A 15,392-nucleotide genomic window follows, 5' to 3' on the forward strand; every position below is an offset into this window, starting at 1 on the left:
ATGGTGCGGCGTGCGATCGTGGTGTCGGTGATCGGTAGCGGGCTTGAGTGGTTCGACTTTTTGATATACGGGTATTTCTCGGATATCATCGCGCAGGTGTTTTTTCCGTCGCGTAGCGGCTATCTGTCGATCATTCTGACGCTTGCGACGTTTGCGATCGGCTTTATCGTGCGGCCGATCGGCGGGGTCCTGCTGGGTGTCTACGCGGATCGTTACGGACGCACGCGGGCCTTGGCGTTGCTGACGATTTCAATGGCCGTCAGTACCTTGCTGATGGCGTTGACGCCGGGTTATGCGCAGATCGGCATTGCGGCACCGCTCTTGGTCGTGTTGGCGCGCTTGCTGCAAGGCCTGTCGGTCGGCGGCCAGTTTGCAACGGCATCGGCGATGCTGGTCGAATACGCGCCGCCCGGCAAAAAGATGTTCTACGGCAGTTTCAATATGACGGCGCAGTCGTTCGCGCTGCTGCTGTCGTCGGGCGCTGGTTATTGCCTGACGACGATGCTGACGCATGCGCAACTGCTTTCCTGGGGCTGGCGCCTGCCTTTTCTGTGCGGCGCGCTGGTCGGCCCGGTCGGCTTTTATATCAAGCATCGTGTCGCCGAGTCGCCGGAATTTCGCGCGATGCAGGGCCGGCGTAATGCGACAGTCGACGCCGACAGTAGCGGACGCGTGCGGCCCACGCGGGCGGCGCGCACGCCGATGCGGACGTTTTTTCGGGAGCATGGCCGCGGCGCGCTGTGCGCGATCGGTGTCATCGGCGTGGGTGCGGCGACGAATTATGTCTGGCATTCCTACATCGCGATCTATGTCGAACGCCAATTGCATCTGCCATTGCAGGTGGCATTGCGCGGTGCTTTCTTCTGCGGCGTCCTGAATCTTTTCCTCTTCCCCTTGTCCGGCAAGCTCGCGGACCGTTTCGGCGCCTACCGTCTGTTTTACCCGGTGATTTTGGTGTGGATGATCTGTGCCTATCCCTTGTTCGCCTATGTCGTGGCCGCGCCATCCCCGGAACGACTGTTCTTCGCTCAGATCGTCTCGACGGTATTCCTCGCCGCGATGTCGGGCGCCCACCCCGGGATGTTGGCGACGCTGTTCCCCGTATCCAGCCGTTCGTCGGGTGTCGCGGTCGCCTATAACGCCGCGGTCACGTTGTTCGGCGGCATGGCGCCGCTGACCGTTACTTGGCTGACGCGGCTGACCGGCAGCAGCCTGACCCCTGCGTATTATCTGATCGCCTGCGGTTTTATCTCGCTGGCTTTGGTCTATGGCACGCGACGTTCTTCGACCGAACCCCTGGCTCCCTGAGCGCGCTGCGCCCGTTTTCTTCAAAGGATGCTTTTTAACGATGACCTCCAAGATCGAGCGATCTGGCATGGCCGACGAGCGCGCCACCAACGAACGGCCTGTCACGGCTGTCGCGCCGACATTTCTATCACTCGACACTGTATCGGGACCGGCCCAGGTACCGCTTTACGCCAGCCGACCTTGGGACGAGGGCGCGCCGACGCTGCGCCGGGCCGTAGTGATGTTGCACGGCCGCCTGCGCAATGCCGACGCGTATTTCGAGATGGCAGAAAAGGCCCTTGCGGTTTTCACTGCACAGCAGACGGACAGGGAGGGGATGCAGGATGCGGTATTGCTGCTGGCACCGCAGTTTCTCGCCGATGCCGATGTGCAGACGCATGGATTGGATGCGCGTACGCTGCATTGGGAATGGACCGGATGGATGGGGGGCGACGAGGCCCGCGGGCCGATTGCGCTGAGCGCCTTCGCCGTCCTGGACGCGATCATCGAGAAACTCGCGGATCGGACGTTGTTTCCGGCGTTGACCGATGTCGTCGTGGCGGGCCATTCCGGCGGCGCGCAGGTCGTGCACCGCTATGCCGTACTGGGGCGCGGCGAAGCGGCGCTTGCCGCGCACGGTATCGCGACACGTTACGTCGTGGCGAACCCCTCGTCCTACGCGTATTTCGATAGCTTGCGTCCGGATGAGGCGGGCGGATTCGCGCCATTCGATCGCGCGCGCTGTCCCGATTTCAATGCGTGGAAGTACGGGCTGGAAGCACTGCCGGCTTACGCGAAGACGGACGGCGTGCTGCCCAACGCGGCGGTATTGGAAGCGGCGTATGCGCGCCGTGACGTCGTGTTATTGCTCGGGCAGGAGGACAACGACCCCGCGCATCCCGCGCTGGATCGCTCCGCGGCGGCGCAGGCGCAAGGGCCGCACCGCTTGGCGCGCGGGCGGGCTTTCACCCGCTATATGCAACTGCGGCATGCCGATTCGGCGACCCAGGCGACGTTCGAGATCCCGAACGCGGCACACGACGCCGACGCTGTGTTTTGTTCGCCACAAGGACTCGCGGCGCTTTTCGGTACGCGTAATCCCCACCGGTAAAACGATAAATCGACTGACGGTCTGCTTACGTTCCTTGCTTACAGTTGAATTATCAGTGTTTTCCCCGGGCCGCCTGCATGCGCGCCACCGGCGGCGGAGAACGTCCCGTCGGCTTCAGTGAAATCAATGCCTTAACAATATTCGATCGTTAGCCTGGCCCCCGAAAAATACTTGTTCATCGAGGGTTGCGTCGTCTAGAATCTGCCGGACGAAGTAACCGTTGGTAACATAAGGTGGCTGAGTAGGTGAACATCCTCTACACGAATTTTCATACGAAAAACGGTGGAGGACATACCTCCTACATCATTGCCCTGGCAAAATCCCTGGCCACGCATCACCGCGTCGTCATTGCGACGCCGGGCGGCAGCGAGCTGCACGACCGGGCGCCGGGCGAGGCGGGTGTCACCGTCGTGCCGGTCGACTTCAAACCGCGCTTACGCTATCTGGCTTCGTCCTTATGGCAACTGCGTCGAATGATCTGCACGGGCCAATTCGATGTCGTCCATGTTAATGGGTCCGCCGATCATCGCCAGGTGATGCTCGCTACAGCCTTCATGCTGCGGCGTCCTGCCATCGTCTTCACCAAGCATAACGATCATCGGGTCAACAGCGTCGGCAACTGGCTCCGAGCGATTTTCGGCACCCATCACAGCATCGCCGTCAGTGACTATGTCGCTTCCTTCATGAAGGGATCGGCCTACCGCGCGCTCACCGTGGTCAAGCACGGCGTCTCGTCGCAAAGCGGCCATCACCCGGATCTGGGCGAACAGTGGCGCCCGCTGCGCGAGGCGCGCTTCGCCGTCTCGGAGGCCGTGGATCTGCCGCATATCGTATTGGGCAGCACGGCGGGCACGGGGCTGCATAAGGGCTGGATGACGCTGGCGCTGGCACTCGCCTCGCTGCCCGCGCATCAGCGCGCGCACTTCTCGGTATTGCTGGCGGGCGAGTTGCCGAGCGACGCGACATTGGCCGAGTTGGCCGCGATGAACGTGCGCGAACAGTTCCATTTCACCGGCCATATCACCGATAAGAACGTCGTCCTGGGCTGTAGCGATGTGGCCTTCGTGCTGTCTCACAAAGAAACGCTGTCTTATGCTTGCCGTGAGTCGATGAGTGCCGGCCTGCCCGTCTTGATTTCCTCGAGCGGCGGTTTGCCGGAAAACATCGATGACGGGGTCGAAGGGTGGATCGTGCCATCGGGCGATGCGGTCACGGTAGCCGACACGCTGCGCCAGATGCTCGCCGATCCGGCCCGGCTGCGTCGAATGGGCGAAGCGGCGCGCACGCGGAGCATCGAACAGTTCGCGATGCAGGATTTTGTCGAACGCACGCAGTCCGTCTATGCGGTGGCGATGGCGGCGGTGCGGTGGCGTTGGCAATGGCGGATGCGCGCGATCCGCGTACGCACTAAATCGTCCTGGCCGGCGTGATGGCGCAACCTCTTTCGGCAGCGTGAACGTGCGTTCCATCCCGATATTGATGTATCACCATATCGACACGGTGCCCGCGCGTGACGATCCGCTATGGACCTTGCGGGTGGCGCCGTCGGCGTTCGCCGCGCAGATGCGGTGGATGGCCGGGCTCGGCTATCGCGGGCTATCGATGCGCGATCTGTTGCCCTATCTTCGGGGTGAAAAAGCCGGCAAGGTGTTCGGTATCACGTTCGACGATGGGTATTGCAATGTATTGGAGCACGCGGCACCGGTGCTGGCGCAGTGGGGCTTCACATCCACGTGCTATTTCGTGGCGGCAAAGCTCGGACAGTCCAACGATTGGGACGCGCACCTCAACATTGCACCAACGCGCCTGATGGACGCGGATCAAGTGCGGCGATGGGCGTCTCTCGGGCAGGAGGTCGGCTCGCACACGTTGGACCACTGCCACTTGCCGCAGCTCGCTCCGGCCTTGGCGGGAGAACAGATCGTCGCATCCCGAACCGCGCTCGAGACGGTCGTACAATCGCCGGTCGTGTCGTTTTGCTATCCGTATGGTGACTGGCATCCAGCACTCGCCGCGACGGTGCGGGACGCCGGCTATAGCAACGCGACGCTAACCGAGCGGGGCTTGGCGACGGCGCGCGACGACCCCTTTGCCTTGCCGCGGGTGACCGTCAGTGCTTTCACGACATTACCGAAATTCCTGTTCAAATGCCTGACACGCGCGGAAGACCGACGGCGGCGATAGAGGGCGTTTGTCATTTAATCGTAATGACTGCGTCATCGGGGTGAGGGCGCGCGCACCGCAGACTGTGGACTCTTCTTCCTCAAACGAGTCCCGCAATGAACCTCCGCAAAATCGCCATCGCCGCCTTGACCGTCTTCTCCGTCGGTATCGGCGCCGTACCGCTCGCCCAGGCGCAGGATGCAACGCCGCCGCAAGGCGAGATCAAGAACGTCGTGCTGATTCACGGCCTCTATGCCGACGCTTCGAGTTGGGCCAAAGTGATCCCTTTATTGCAGGCCAAGGGCTTGCATGTCACCGCCGTGCAAAATCCGACGACCTCGCTTGACGCCGACGTCGACGCGGTGAAGCATGCGCTCGCGCTGCAGGACGGACCGACGATTCTCGTCGCGCATTCCTACGGTGGCATGGTCATGAGCCAGGCCGGCGACAATCCCAAGGTGAAAGGACTGGTGTACATCGCCGCGCGTGCCCCTGATGCGGGCGAAGACTACCCGGCTTTGACCAAGAAATTCCCGGCCGCGCCGGCGTCGGCGGGCTTGCAATGGAGCGCCGACGGTTACGGTTTGCTGTCGGAAAATGCCTTCTTGCATGACTTCGGCGGCGATTTGCCGAAGCAGGAAGCGGAAGTGTATTTCGCGGTACAGCAGCCGATGGGTAAGGCCATCACGATGGCAAAAACCACCGTTGCCGCGTGGCACGACAAGCCGACCTGGTACGCGGTGTCGACGGAAGATCGGACGATCAACCCGGATCTCGAACGCTTCATGGCAAATCGTATGGGCGCGAAAACGATCGAGATCAAGTCGAGCCACCTTTCGCTGATCTCCCATCCGAAGACTGTCGCGCATTTGATCGAGGAAGCGGCCCACGTTCCCGGCCTGTCCGATTGACAAGACCGTCGGGCTGCGCTGACCGCACGGTCGGGTTATGGCATTCCGCTTCAGTGCAGCGTGCGGGGCGTCGGCACGCGAAGCCTGGTGTTTTCGAGATTGCCTTGCGGCCTCTGCCGAGCGTCAGGAACGGTCGCGAAACTGAGACGTTTTCGAGACGGCACATGTAACAAACAAGCGGTTTTCCTGTAATCAAATATTGCAGCGCATTTCATCATCAGCCCGTTGTCTTGGCGCCGGTTATACGGCGCTGGCGACGGGCTTTGTCATTGATAGCGAAGCGCTTTATCGAGGCGACATACGTTGCAAGATACGAATGTCAGCAATAGGCATTATCGCGTCGTGAAAGCGCTTGCGGATCTTTCAGACGCGTCATAGCACGGCGCTTGCCCGTTTCGTTATTGATAGCAATTTCCCCAGAATCATCGCGAAAAATCACGGGACAATTGATCTATTGAAACGACCGAATGAATTTTTCCCGCAGGCTGTCAACCTTTTCTAATAAACCGCACGTATTCTCGAACGTACGAGGAAACAAACGATTGTTTACCTGTGCCCGCAGACCGCTCGCTGGAGAAGGGGTCCCGAGATAGGTTCAAGGTCCATAGGTGCTCTTTCGTAGTGCAATATTATCGATTTTGGATGTATTTATTTTAGTGCGGTCCGGCATTCCCGGATTGAGTTAAACGTGCAGCTGCAGAATTTCACTTAAAATAAAAAGAGAAAGAATAATTTCTTAAAAACGTTTCATTTCCTCGGGGCTGAATATTTTAATGGAATAAAAATCAGTCGATAAAAATTATTGAATTTAGACTTTTGATTTTGGAGTGATGAAAAATTAATTGTGAAAAATAAAACAGTCTTCATTGTTTCATTTTTCCGAAGGAACTAGGGGTGCGCTTTTTTTGGCAGAAATTAAGCATTATAAAAAGAAATCGATTTCTGTTAATTTGACGATCGACGTATAAAAAGATGACATTCCGAGTAATTTAAAAATTATAGATGTTAGGCATTAAGCGCATTTTTATTTTTGAAATTTTTTCGCTAGTGCAAAATCGAGCGTTTGGTGCGGGTTGCTGGCGCTCCCAAAGGCAGCGTATCAAGCCGCCGGAACGCCGCCGTCTGAGCGGCGCCTTCCGCGCCAACCCCCGACGGGCAAGGATGCGGATGGATTCCCCGCAATTATCGCCACCGTGATGCGAGCTCAGTCCATCGCAGCGGCAACAATGTCGGAAAATTGTCCGTAACGCAGACTGTATTCGTTTAAATTTTACCGATCGATTGAAAAAAATACAGATAGTTTCACCCTGGCCCCACGGCGCGCACCGGAGTCGAATTGATTTGATTTTCACAACCGCCAAAAAGACGCTAGAATGGTCCTCGTCGATTTGACCTAGTCGACGGACGCGCTTGCGCGATTCATGATAAAAATAGATGTTTGCTTGTTGCTGAAAAGTGATGGGCTCTTTCTCTCGAGAAAGAGCGGACTTAAAAATGGCACCCTGATCACTCAGACACCTCGTCCGAGAGGGATGGGGCGCATGCTTGCCGAGGTCCGGCGGATTTTGCGATTGCATACCATCGGTATTGGCGCAAATGGGGATTTGCGTCGATGCGGCGAGTTCTACAGTTACAGGTGCGCGGCCGAATGGCGCGCATGGAAAAGCGATGAAAGACATGTCTGCAGCACAATGGCGCCCGTTTCTCTCGTCCTTCGTAAAGGAGTTGACGCAGAATCTGACGCCAACGCTGCTGGCGCAGGTCATGCGGCACAGCGGCGCGCGATTTGCCCATGATCGCCGGTTGGCGCCTGCCGCCACCGTCGCCGACATGGAGTTGGCGATGAATCTGGTCTGGCGGGAGATCGGCTGGGGCGAGGTCATTATTAAAGAGGCGCCGGACTGGCTGGAGCTGTCACATCGAAACGCGCCGCTCGAAGCGACGTTCGGTGTCGATAACCAAGCATGGTCCGTCGCGTTCCTGGAGGGTGCCTACGAAGCCTGGATGCATCAGCTAGGCGCCGATCCGCGCCTGCGGATGACCACCGCAAACGCTTTGGATGTTTCCGGTAGTATGGTTTTCAGATTTGGGCAGTAAGAAATAAAAGACGGGCGGCCGTGCTACGGCACAGGCTGCGTTTTTCGGGGAAGCGCAACGACGACACGGGGAAATAAGATGAGCGGTGCATCGGATATTTCGAGGCTTTTTGAGATGGTGGGCGCGAGCCCTGCGCAATATCAAGAAGTTGAAGGCAGGGAGCAATCGCTGGGCGCGCGCGGGCGGTGGGCCATGCCGACCGACGCCTTGGTCGACGATCATTTCGTCTGGCCGGAGGATGACGCGCAAGAAGCTGCATTCAGCGCAAGGGATGGCGAAGCATCTGCCGTCGCCGCGCCCGCCGTTGCCGATGCCGCGTCGCGGTCCAGCATGGAGATTCGATCGATTGCGCCGAAGGCGGCAGCTGTCTCGCAGTCGCCCGTGGTGCCTTCGTTCACCGAGCCGGTCGTCGATATGCCGGCACCGCCGCCGCTCAGCAGCGTGTTTGCGCGTCTGCTGAAGCAGGATGCGCCGCACGGGGATGCCCTGTAACGCGTCATGCTTCGCGTAGCGTCTTCTGTTTTTCCGTTCTTTCCGACGTCGGGGGGTGTCGGAGGCCGGTGGCTGCAGCGCGTTACGCGCCTGGCAATACAGGCGTGAGGTGCAGCAGGCGACTTTTGAACAGGCACAGCCTACCTTCAAACGCACATCAAGCGACGATGTCAGCGCCCTGACGCAGGGCGCCGGTTCGTCGTGGCGATGCGGCGTGCTCGGTGTTGTTCGTGTTGCCGTTCGTGGTGCTGGTGCCGCTGATCGTTTTTGGGAAGGGCCCGGTAGGGGATATTTTTTATGGCACAGGTCGGACAGAAGCAGATGCAACCGGATCAAAAAAGACAATCAATCGGTGCAGGCCAGAGCGACGACGCCGGCGATTGGGACGATCGCTTCCTCGAAGCCGGGTCGTCGATTCTGGCGCCGCGCTGGGGGCGCCGCCTCGTCGCGCTGGCAGCCGTGCTGCTGTTTATTTTCGCGCTGACCGTCAATCTCGCTTTGGCGACGCAGTGGGTGTTCGGCATCCTCTGTATGGGCGTGGCCTTTATCCTCAGCCGCATTCGTGGCCGTATTCTTACCGTCTCCCTGGTGTCGTTGTCGGTCTTCGTGTCGTTACGCTATTTGTTTTGGCGCGTCACACAGACGCTGCAGTTCACCAGCGTGCTCGATATGGTGTTTGGTGGTTTGCTGTTGCTGGCCGAAGGGTATGCGGTACTGATGTTGTTGTGCAGCTATTTCCAAACGCTGTGGCCGCTGCACCGTCGCCCGGTGCCGTTGCCGGCCGACACCTCGACTTGGCCGACCGTCGATGTCCTTATTCCCACATTCAACGAGCCGCTCGATGTCGTGCGCCAGGCCGTGCTCGCGGCAACGTTGCTCGACTGGCCGGCAGACAAGCTGCGGATCTATCTGCTCGACGACGGCCGTCGCGATGCGTTCCGGGTCTTCTGTGAAGAGGCGGGCGTCGATTATCTGACCCGGCCCGACAACAAGCATGCGAAAGCAGGCAATCTGAACGCGGCCTTGGCGCGGACCAATGGCGAATTCGTCGCGGTGTTCGACTGCGACCACGTCACGACGCGTTCGTTCCTGCAAGTGTGCATGGGCTGGTTCCTGCGCGATCCGAAGATGGCGATGGTGCAGACCCCGCACGTGTTCTATTCGCCCGATCCGTTCGAGCGCAATCTCGAAACCTTCCGCAAGGTGCCGAACGAAGGCGACTTGTTCTATGGCGTTTTGCAGAACGGCAACGACTTGTGGAATGCGACCTTTTTCTGCGGCTCCTGCGCGGTGCTGCGGCGCTCGGCGCTGGAAGACGTGGGCGGCGTGGCGACGGAAAGCGTGACGGAAGATGCGCTGACGGCGATGAAGATGAGCATGCGGGGCTATAGCACCGCCTATCTTGCGATTCCGCAGGCAGCCGGTCTGGCCACCGAGAACCTGGGGCGTCACGTGGGTCAGCGCATACGCTGGGCACGCGGCATGGCGGAAATTTTCCGTCGTTTCAATCCTTTGTTGATCGGCGGCCTGAGTTTGCCGCAGCGCTTCTGCTATCTGAGCGCGATGATGCACTTTTTCTTCGGCCTGCCGCGGATCGTGTTTCTCATCACGCCGATGGCCTATCTGTTCTTCGGCGCGCACGTGTTCCATGCGTCGGCGCTGATGGTGCTGGCTTACGCGATACCGCATCTGGTGATCTCGAGTATCGGCGCGGCGCGGATTCACGGCCGCTTCCGACATTCGTTCTGGAGCGAGGTCTATGAAACGGTGCTGGCCTGGTACGTGATCGTGCCCGCGCTGCAAGCCGTGCTGTTCCCGGGCCGGAAAGGTTTCAACGTGACGTCGAAGGGCGGCGTGATTCGGCGCTCCTTCCTCGATTGGACCATGGCGCGGCCGTATATCGGACTGTTGTTGATCAACCTTGCCGGATTCATCGTCGGTGCCATCGGTTTGGTCCGTAGCCCGGGCTGGCCGGAGGCGATGAGTATCTTGTTCAACCTGGGCTGGGTCATCTACAACGTCATGAATCTGAGCGCGGCGGCAGGGGTGGCGAGTGAGTCCCGGCAGCTGCGTAATGCGCCACGCGTGCAGATCGCGCTTCCGGCAACGGTGCGCCTGGCCGATGGACAGCGCGTCGAATGTCATACCAGCGATTATTCGCACGGCGGCCTTGGCTTGGTGCTGCCGGACGACGGCCCGGTTCTGGAGGTGGGAGATCGCATCATGGTCTCGGTGTTCCGCGATGACTACGAGGCGAAATTCCCGGCGGAAGTGCAGGTGTGCCGCGGTCAAACGCTAGGCGTCAGTTTCCCGACGCTGACGATCGATCAGGAGCGCGATCTGATGCGCGTCACGTTCTCGCGCGCCGACAGCTGGATTTCGTCATGGGGACAATATCGCCCCGACCGTCCGCTGCGCAGCCTGATCGAGGTGTTGGGCGTCAGCGTGCACGGCTTCGCGGAGCTGTTCCGGCATCTCGTCCGACTTGGACGTGAGCCGCATAGTCCCACCACGGTGGTGTCGGATAGCAAGTTGGGAACGAAGCAATCGTGAGAGCCGCTTATCTGTCGTCCTTGCGCGCTTTGACAAGCCGCCCCGCGGGCGCGTTGCTCTGTTCCGTGGCCTTGCTCGGGGCAAGCACCGCATTCGCCGCACCGCCGTCTGTGTCGGCCTCGACGGCGATTGCCGCAAAAACCCCGGCGCAGGCGGGCCCGAGTGCCGGCGTCTCGGCCGATACCTATTCCTACCGCATTCCGCTGCTACGCCAGGATGCGGGGCAGATCATGACCTTGGTGGGCGAGGAAGCGTATTCCGGCATGGACTTCGGATTACGCCGCGACGAACGCGTGCTGGGTGCCCGGCTCGCATTGGACATCAACTACTCGCCCACGTTGCTGCCCGAACTGTCGCATCTCAATATCCTGCTCAATAGCGTCGTGGCGGCGACGATCCGTCTGCCACAACCGCAGGCGCAAGGCGTCACGCATGTGACGGTCGACTTGCCTGTCTCGCTGCTGTCCGAATTCAATCATCTGGACCTCGAGCTGATCGCGCATAGCAAGGCCAGCGACCAAGGGAATAATCCGCATAGTGACGACCTGTGGCTGAAGGCGGGCGCCAGTAGCCGATTGGAGATGACGGTGATGCCGATCGCCGGCGTCAGCGATCTGTCGCAGTTGCCGGAGCCTTTCGTCGATAACCGCGATGTACGTCGTGTCGATCTGCCGGTCGTGCTGCCGCAGGCGCCGGACGCCGACCGGTTAGCGTCGGCCGGCGTCGTGACGTCCTGGTTAGGTGCGCAGGCCGGCTATCGCGGTGCGCATTTCAGTGCCGCGCTCGGCACGATTCCGGCGCACGGCCATGCAGTCGTCGTGGCGTTGCCAGGCGAAGTGCCAGGCCTGACGATGCCGAATATTGCCGGGCCGACGCTGGCGATCGTCGCCAATCCGAACGACGCCGCGGGCCGACTGTTGCTCGTGACCGGGCGTAACGCAGCCGAAATGCGTCTGGCCGCGACGGCACTGGTGATGGCTTCTCAGACCTTGTCCGGACCGTTGGTGCAGATCGACCAACCGATTCCCGTTGCCCCACGCAAGCCGTACGACGCCCCGAACTGGCTGCCGTCCGATCGTCCGGTGCAATTGGGCGAGCTGCTTCCGTCGCGGCAATTGACCGTGGCAGGCGCGAAGCCCGGCACGATCAATATCGGATTGCGCCTGCCGCCGGGATTGTTCGGTTTCGACAATAACGGCGCGACGTTGAATCTGCATTACCGCTACACGGCGCGTCCGGAATCGACGCAATCGCAGTTGCGCGTGTTGATCGGCAATACGCCGATCGGGACGGTGCAACTGCCTGGCGATACCTCGGAGGGGCAGACGTCGATCCGCATCCCCAGCTATTTGATGCCGCCGTTGACGACGCTGCAGTTCGATTACCGCTACGAGTACGTCCATCCGAAGCACAACTGGGAAGACGAGGCGGGCGGTCCGTTGCTGAGCGCCATCGATCCGACATCGACGATCGATATCTCGGCGCTGCCGCGTTACGCGGCAATGCCGGATCTACGCGCGTTCGGTGATGCCGGCTTTCCGTTCACGCGCATGGCGGACCTGTCGACGACGGCGGTGATCCTGCCGGAACGGTCGACAAGCGACGATTATTCGGCCTACCTGACGCTGATGGGTAGTATGGGTCAGGCCTCGGGCTATCCGGCGCTCGGCCTGACCGTCGCCGCGCCGTCGCAGGTCGATTCGGTACGGAACAAGGACCTGCTGGTGCTGGCCTCCGGCGACAAGCAACCGCTGCTGGAGACCTGGCGTAAAGACATGCCGGCGGGCTTCTTCGGTCCCGCATCGGGCACGCAGGCGTCGGTTTCGCGGTGGTGGGATCGCCTGACCGGTGACGATGAAGATGCCTTGAGCGTGAGCGATACGGCCGCGCTCTATAGCGGCGGCGATCACGACGGTATCGTGGCCGGTCTCGAATCGCCGTTGTCGAGCGGGCATAGCGTGGTGGTGGTATCGAGCAAGACGCCTGCCGGCCTCGACGCGGTCGTCGGGGTATTGCAAGCGCATCGCTACCTTGCCAACAAGAGCCCGAACGACACCGCGGGCGGCAGCCTCGTGATCGCCCACGACGGCGTGCTGACAACGCTGAACAAGGGCCAGACGTATTTCGTCGGATCGTTGCCGATCACGCTCGCGCTCGAATGGTTCTTCGCGAGTCATATCTTGCTGCTGCTCGTGGCCACCCTTATCAGTATCGTGCTTATTGGATGGCTCGGCGGCGTTTTCCTGCACCGCCGTGCGTTGAATCGACTGGCCCTGGACGTTTCCCAGGCACCGCAACAAGAAGAAGGACGACGAGGTTCTCATGTTTAAAAGACGGCCTGACATCTCCCGGGCACGCCTTGCGCCTTGCCTGAACGTAAACCCGATCCGCTCGGCGCTGCTGCTAGCGTGTGTGCTCGGTGCCGCGTCGACGGTGCAGGCTGCGCCGGCGCACAAGCATGCGCATGAAGTCACGAAACACGCCAGCGCCAAGCCCGCCGCCGCAAATCACGTGGAACCGAAAGCCGCGCCGAGCGCACCGACGGTGGCTGCGGCCGCACCGGTCAGCAACGCGTCGACGGGGCCGACGACCACGACGACCTATTCGTTACAGCAATTGGGCGCGCAATATGCGCTGAATCTGCGCGGCGTGGACGGCAGCAATACCGTGCCCGTCGGTATCCGCGACGATCAGGTGGTCAGCGGCGCGCGTCTGAACCTGCGCTACGCCTATTCGCCAGCCTTGCTGCCGGACCTGTCGCATATCAACGTCCTGATCAACGACCAGGTCGCGGCGTCCATTCCGGTGCCGAAAGACACGGCGGGCATGAGCCTGGAGAAGACGATCACGCTGCCGCCGTATCTGTTCACATCGAACAGCAAACTGCGTCTGCAGTTGATCGGCCATTACACGATGCAGTGCGAGGATCCGCTGCATTCGAGTTTATGGGCGAATCTGAGCAACCTCAGCACGCTGAGCATCGACACGCAACCGCTGACGCAGGCCAACGATCTGGCCCGCCTGCCGGAGCCGTTCTTCGATGCGCACGATATCCATCGACTGAATCTGCCTTTCGTTTTCGCGAGTAATCCCGATGGCGCCGCGCTGGAGGCCGCCGGATCGGTTTCGTCCTGGCTTGGCGCGCTGGCGACGTATCGCGGTGCCGACTTCCCGGTCGCGATCTCGACGGTGCCGGCGAAAGGCAATGCGATCGTGATCGTCGAGGGCAGCGCGCAAGCGACGCTGGCGCCCTCGCCATTGCAAGGTCCGACGCTGGCGATCGTCGCGAACCCGAACGATCCGAATGGCAAGCTGCTGCTGGTCATGGGGCGTGACGGCAAGGAATTGAAGCAGGCCGCCGATGCCTTGGTCACTGGCAGCCAGACGCTGGCCGGCGCGAGCGCCTTGATCACGAAGGTCGCCGACCTGGCACCGCGCAAGCCGGACGACGCACCGCGCTGGTTGCGCACCGATCGGCCGGTTTCCTTCGGCGAACTGGTCGAGGCGCAGCAGATGACCGTCTCCGGCTATAGCCCGGACGTGATCCGTATCGATACGCATGTGCCGCCCGATTTGTTCGGTTGGCATGCGGACAAAGTGCCGATCGATCTGCATTATCGCTATACGCCGCAGCCTTACATGGTCAACTCGTCGCTGCTGTTCAGTGTCAGTGACCAATTCGTGAAGTCGGTTCCGCTGTTGCCGCTTGAACAGATCGAGGGCGGGGACAAGCTGAAGGCCGATGTCTTGCCCGATAGCAGCCTGCCGCGCGAGGCGCGGCTGGACGTGCCGCTGGAAACGTTGCTGCAGCCGAACTCCCAGTTGCAGTTCCGCTACATGTACGACTACATCAAGCAGGGCGAGTGCCGCGACATCATCATCGACAACGTGCGGGGGGCCATCGATCCGGCATCGACGATCGATCTGACCGGCTATCCGCACTACATGGCGATGCCGAATCTGGCCGCGTTCGCGCAGGCGGGCTTCCCCTTCACGCGGATGGCCGACCTGTCCGATACCGATGTGGTGCTGGGTGCCAATGCCGGCACGCAGGAGTACAGCACCTACCTCACCGTCATGGGCCGGATGGGCAATTCGACCGGTTACCCGACGCGTGGCGTGTCCGTGGTCCGTGGCCAAACGCCGGCGTCGCTGCCGGCAGGCAAGGACCTGCTGGTCATCGCCTCGGGGGCCGATCAGGCCTGGCTGAAGGACTGGGCGCAGTATATGCCGGCGACCTACGACAGCAATGCGCAATTCTCGGTGTCCGATGTGCCGGGTCGCGTGCTGGGCTGGTTCCATTCCAATCCGCGTCTCGATAACACGCCGAGCAAGCTGTCGGTTGCCTATACGGGGCAGGGTGTGAGCGCCGTACTCGCGGGCTTCGAGTCGCCGAAGGAAGCCGGTCGCAGCGTCGTCATGATGGTCAGTAACCAGCCCGAAGGCTTGAAGGACGCAGTAGCGGCCTTGCTGGAGACGCCGACGCTGGACAAGCAGCCGATTCAGGGCAGCCTGGTGTCGATCCGCGGCACGGAAGTGGATTCACTGGTCGGCGCGCATACCTACTACATCGGCCATCTCGGCCTGTGGCGCAGCATCGATTGGTGGCTGGCTTCGTTTGGCGTGTCGCTTGCCTCGCTGTTGAAGGCACTTGGCATCGTCGTTCTGTTACTGATCGCGTTCCTGCTGTTCTCGGCGCTGCGTCGCCGGCAGGCGCGCCGCGATGCCGAATCGCGTGCTCGCCTGCGGGCCGAGCAGCGGCAGCAACCATAATAATT

The 15,392-nt window shown here is 60.8% G+C and carries 10 protein-coding genes; all 10 read left to right on the plus strand.

Annotated features, from left to right (window positions below):
- The 10 genes from ABEG21_RS20510 to bcsB all read left to right on the plus strand — a co-directional run bounded on the left by ABEG21_RS20510 (position 1) and on the right by bcsB (position 15,387).
- On the plus strand, positions 1–1,308 hold the full coding sequence (locus ABEG21_RS20510; RefSeq protein ID WP_347558100.1) for an MFS transporter: 1,308 nt from the start codon (positions 1–3) through the stop codon (positions 1,306–1,308).
- A 40-nt stretch (positions 1,309–1,348) separates the two neighbouring features.
- On the plus strand, positions 1,349–2,398 hold the full coding sequence (locus ABEG21_RS20515) for an alpha/beta hydrolase (RefSeq protein WP_347557266.1): 1,050 nt from the start codon (positions 1,349–1,351) through the stop codon (positions 2,396–2,398).
- Positions 2,399–2,643: 245 nt separating this feature from the next.
- Complete coding sequence (locus ABEG21_RS20520) at positions 2,644–3,828, plus strand: glycosyltransferase family 4 protein (RefSeq protein WP_347557267.1); 1,185 nt, start codon at positions 2,644–2,646, stop codon at positions 3,826–3,828.
- Positions 3,829–3,856: 28 nt separating this feature from the next.
- Positions 3,857–4,582, plus strand: a complete 726-nt coding sequence (locus ABEG21_RS20525) for a polysaccharide deacetylase family protein (RefSeq protein ID WP_347557268.1) — start codon at positions 3,857–3,859, stop codon at positions 4,580–4,582.
- A 95-nt stretch (positions 4,583–4,677) separates the two neighbouring features.
- Entirely contained in the window at positions 4,678–5,472 is a 795-nt protein-coding gene (locus tag ABEG21_RS20530; RefSeq protein ID WP_347557269.1) for an alpha/beta hydrolase, read from the plus strand.
- Positions 5,473–7,140: 1,668 nt separating this feature from the next.
- Complete coding sequence (gene bcsD / locus ABEG21_RS20535; RefSeq protein ID WP_347557270.1) at positions 7,141–7,569, plus strand: cellulose biosynthesis protein BcsD; 429 nt, start codon at positions 7,141–7,143, stop codon at positions 7,567–7,569.
- Positions 7,570–7,647: 78 nt separating this feature from the next.
- Entirely contained in the window at positions 7,648–8,061 is a 414-nt protein-coding gene (bcsR, locus tag ABEG21_RS20540; RefSeq protein WP_347557271.1) for a BcsR/BcsP family cellulose biosynthesis protein, read from the plus strand.
- A 297-nt stretch (positions 8,062–8,358) separates the two neighbouring features.
- Positions 8,359–10,614 (plus strand): UDP-forming cellulose synthase catalytic subunit, encoded by a 2,256-nt coding sequence (gene bcsA, locus ABEG21_RS20545; RefSeq protein ID WP_347557272.1) that lies wholly within the window; start codon positions 8,359–8,361, stop codon positions 10,612–10,614.
- Positions 10,611–12,944: a cellulose biosynthesis cyclic di-GMP-binding regulatory protein BcsB gene (locus tag ABEG21_RS20550; RefSeq protein ID WP_347557273.1), complete on the plus strand. Its 2,334-nt coding sequence runs from the start codon at positions 10,611–10,613 to the stop codon at positions 12,942–12,944. Before bcsA ends, ABEG21_RS20550 begins: the two co-directional genes overlap by 4 nt.
- Positions 12,937–15,387, plus strand: coding sequence for a cellulose biosynthesis cyclic di-GMP-binding regulatory protein BcsB (gene bcsB, locus ABEG21_RS20555; protein WP_347557274.1), 2,451 nt, complete (start codon positions 12,937–12,939; stop codon positions 15,385–15,387). The genes ABEG21_RS20550 and bcsB overlap by 8 nt, the downstream gene beginning before the upstream one ends.
- The last annotated feature ends 5 nt before the right edge of the window (positions 15,388–15,392 follow it).

It is taken from the genome of Robbsia sp. KACC 23696 (assembly GCF_039852015.1).
Lineage (GTDB): Bacteria > Pseudomonadota > Gammaproteobacteria > Burkholderiales > Burkholderiaceae > Robbsia.

Excerpts from the sequence above, each read along its gene's own strand:
- ABEG21_RS20510 (WP_347558100.1), top strand. The coding sequence starts at position 1 with ATGGTGCGGCGTGCGATCGTGGTGTCGGTGATCGGTAGCGGGCTTGAG.
- ABEG21_RS20515 (WP_347557266.1), top strand. The coding sequence starts at position 1,349 with ATGACCTCCAAGATCGAGCGATCTGGCATGGCCGACGAGCGCGCCACC.
- ABEG21_RS20530 (WP_347557269.1), top strand. The coding sequence starts at position 4,678 with ATGAACCTCCGCAAAATCGCCATCGCCGCCTTGACCGTCTTCTCCGTC.
- bcsD (WP_347557270.1), top strand. The coding sequence starts at position 7,141 with ATGAAAGACATGTCTGCAGCACAATGGCGCCCGTTTCTCTCGTCCTTC.
- bcsR (WP_347557271.1), top strand. The coding sequence starts at position 7,648 with ATGAGCGGTGCATCGGATATTTCGAGGCTTTTTGAGATGGTGGGCGCG.
- bcsA (WP_347557272.1), top strand. The coding sequence starts at position 8,359 with ATGGCACAGGTCGGACAGAAGCAGATGCAACCGGATCAAAAAAGACAA.
- bcsB (WP_347557274.1), top strand. The coding sequence starts at position 12,937 with ATGTTTAAAAGACGGCCTGACATCTCCCGGGCACGCCTTGCGCCTTGC.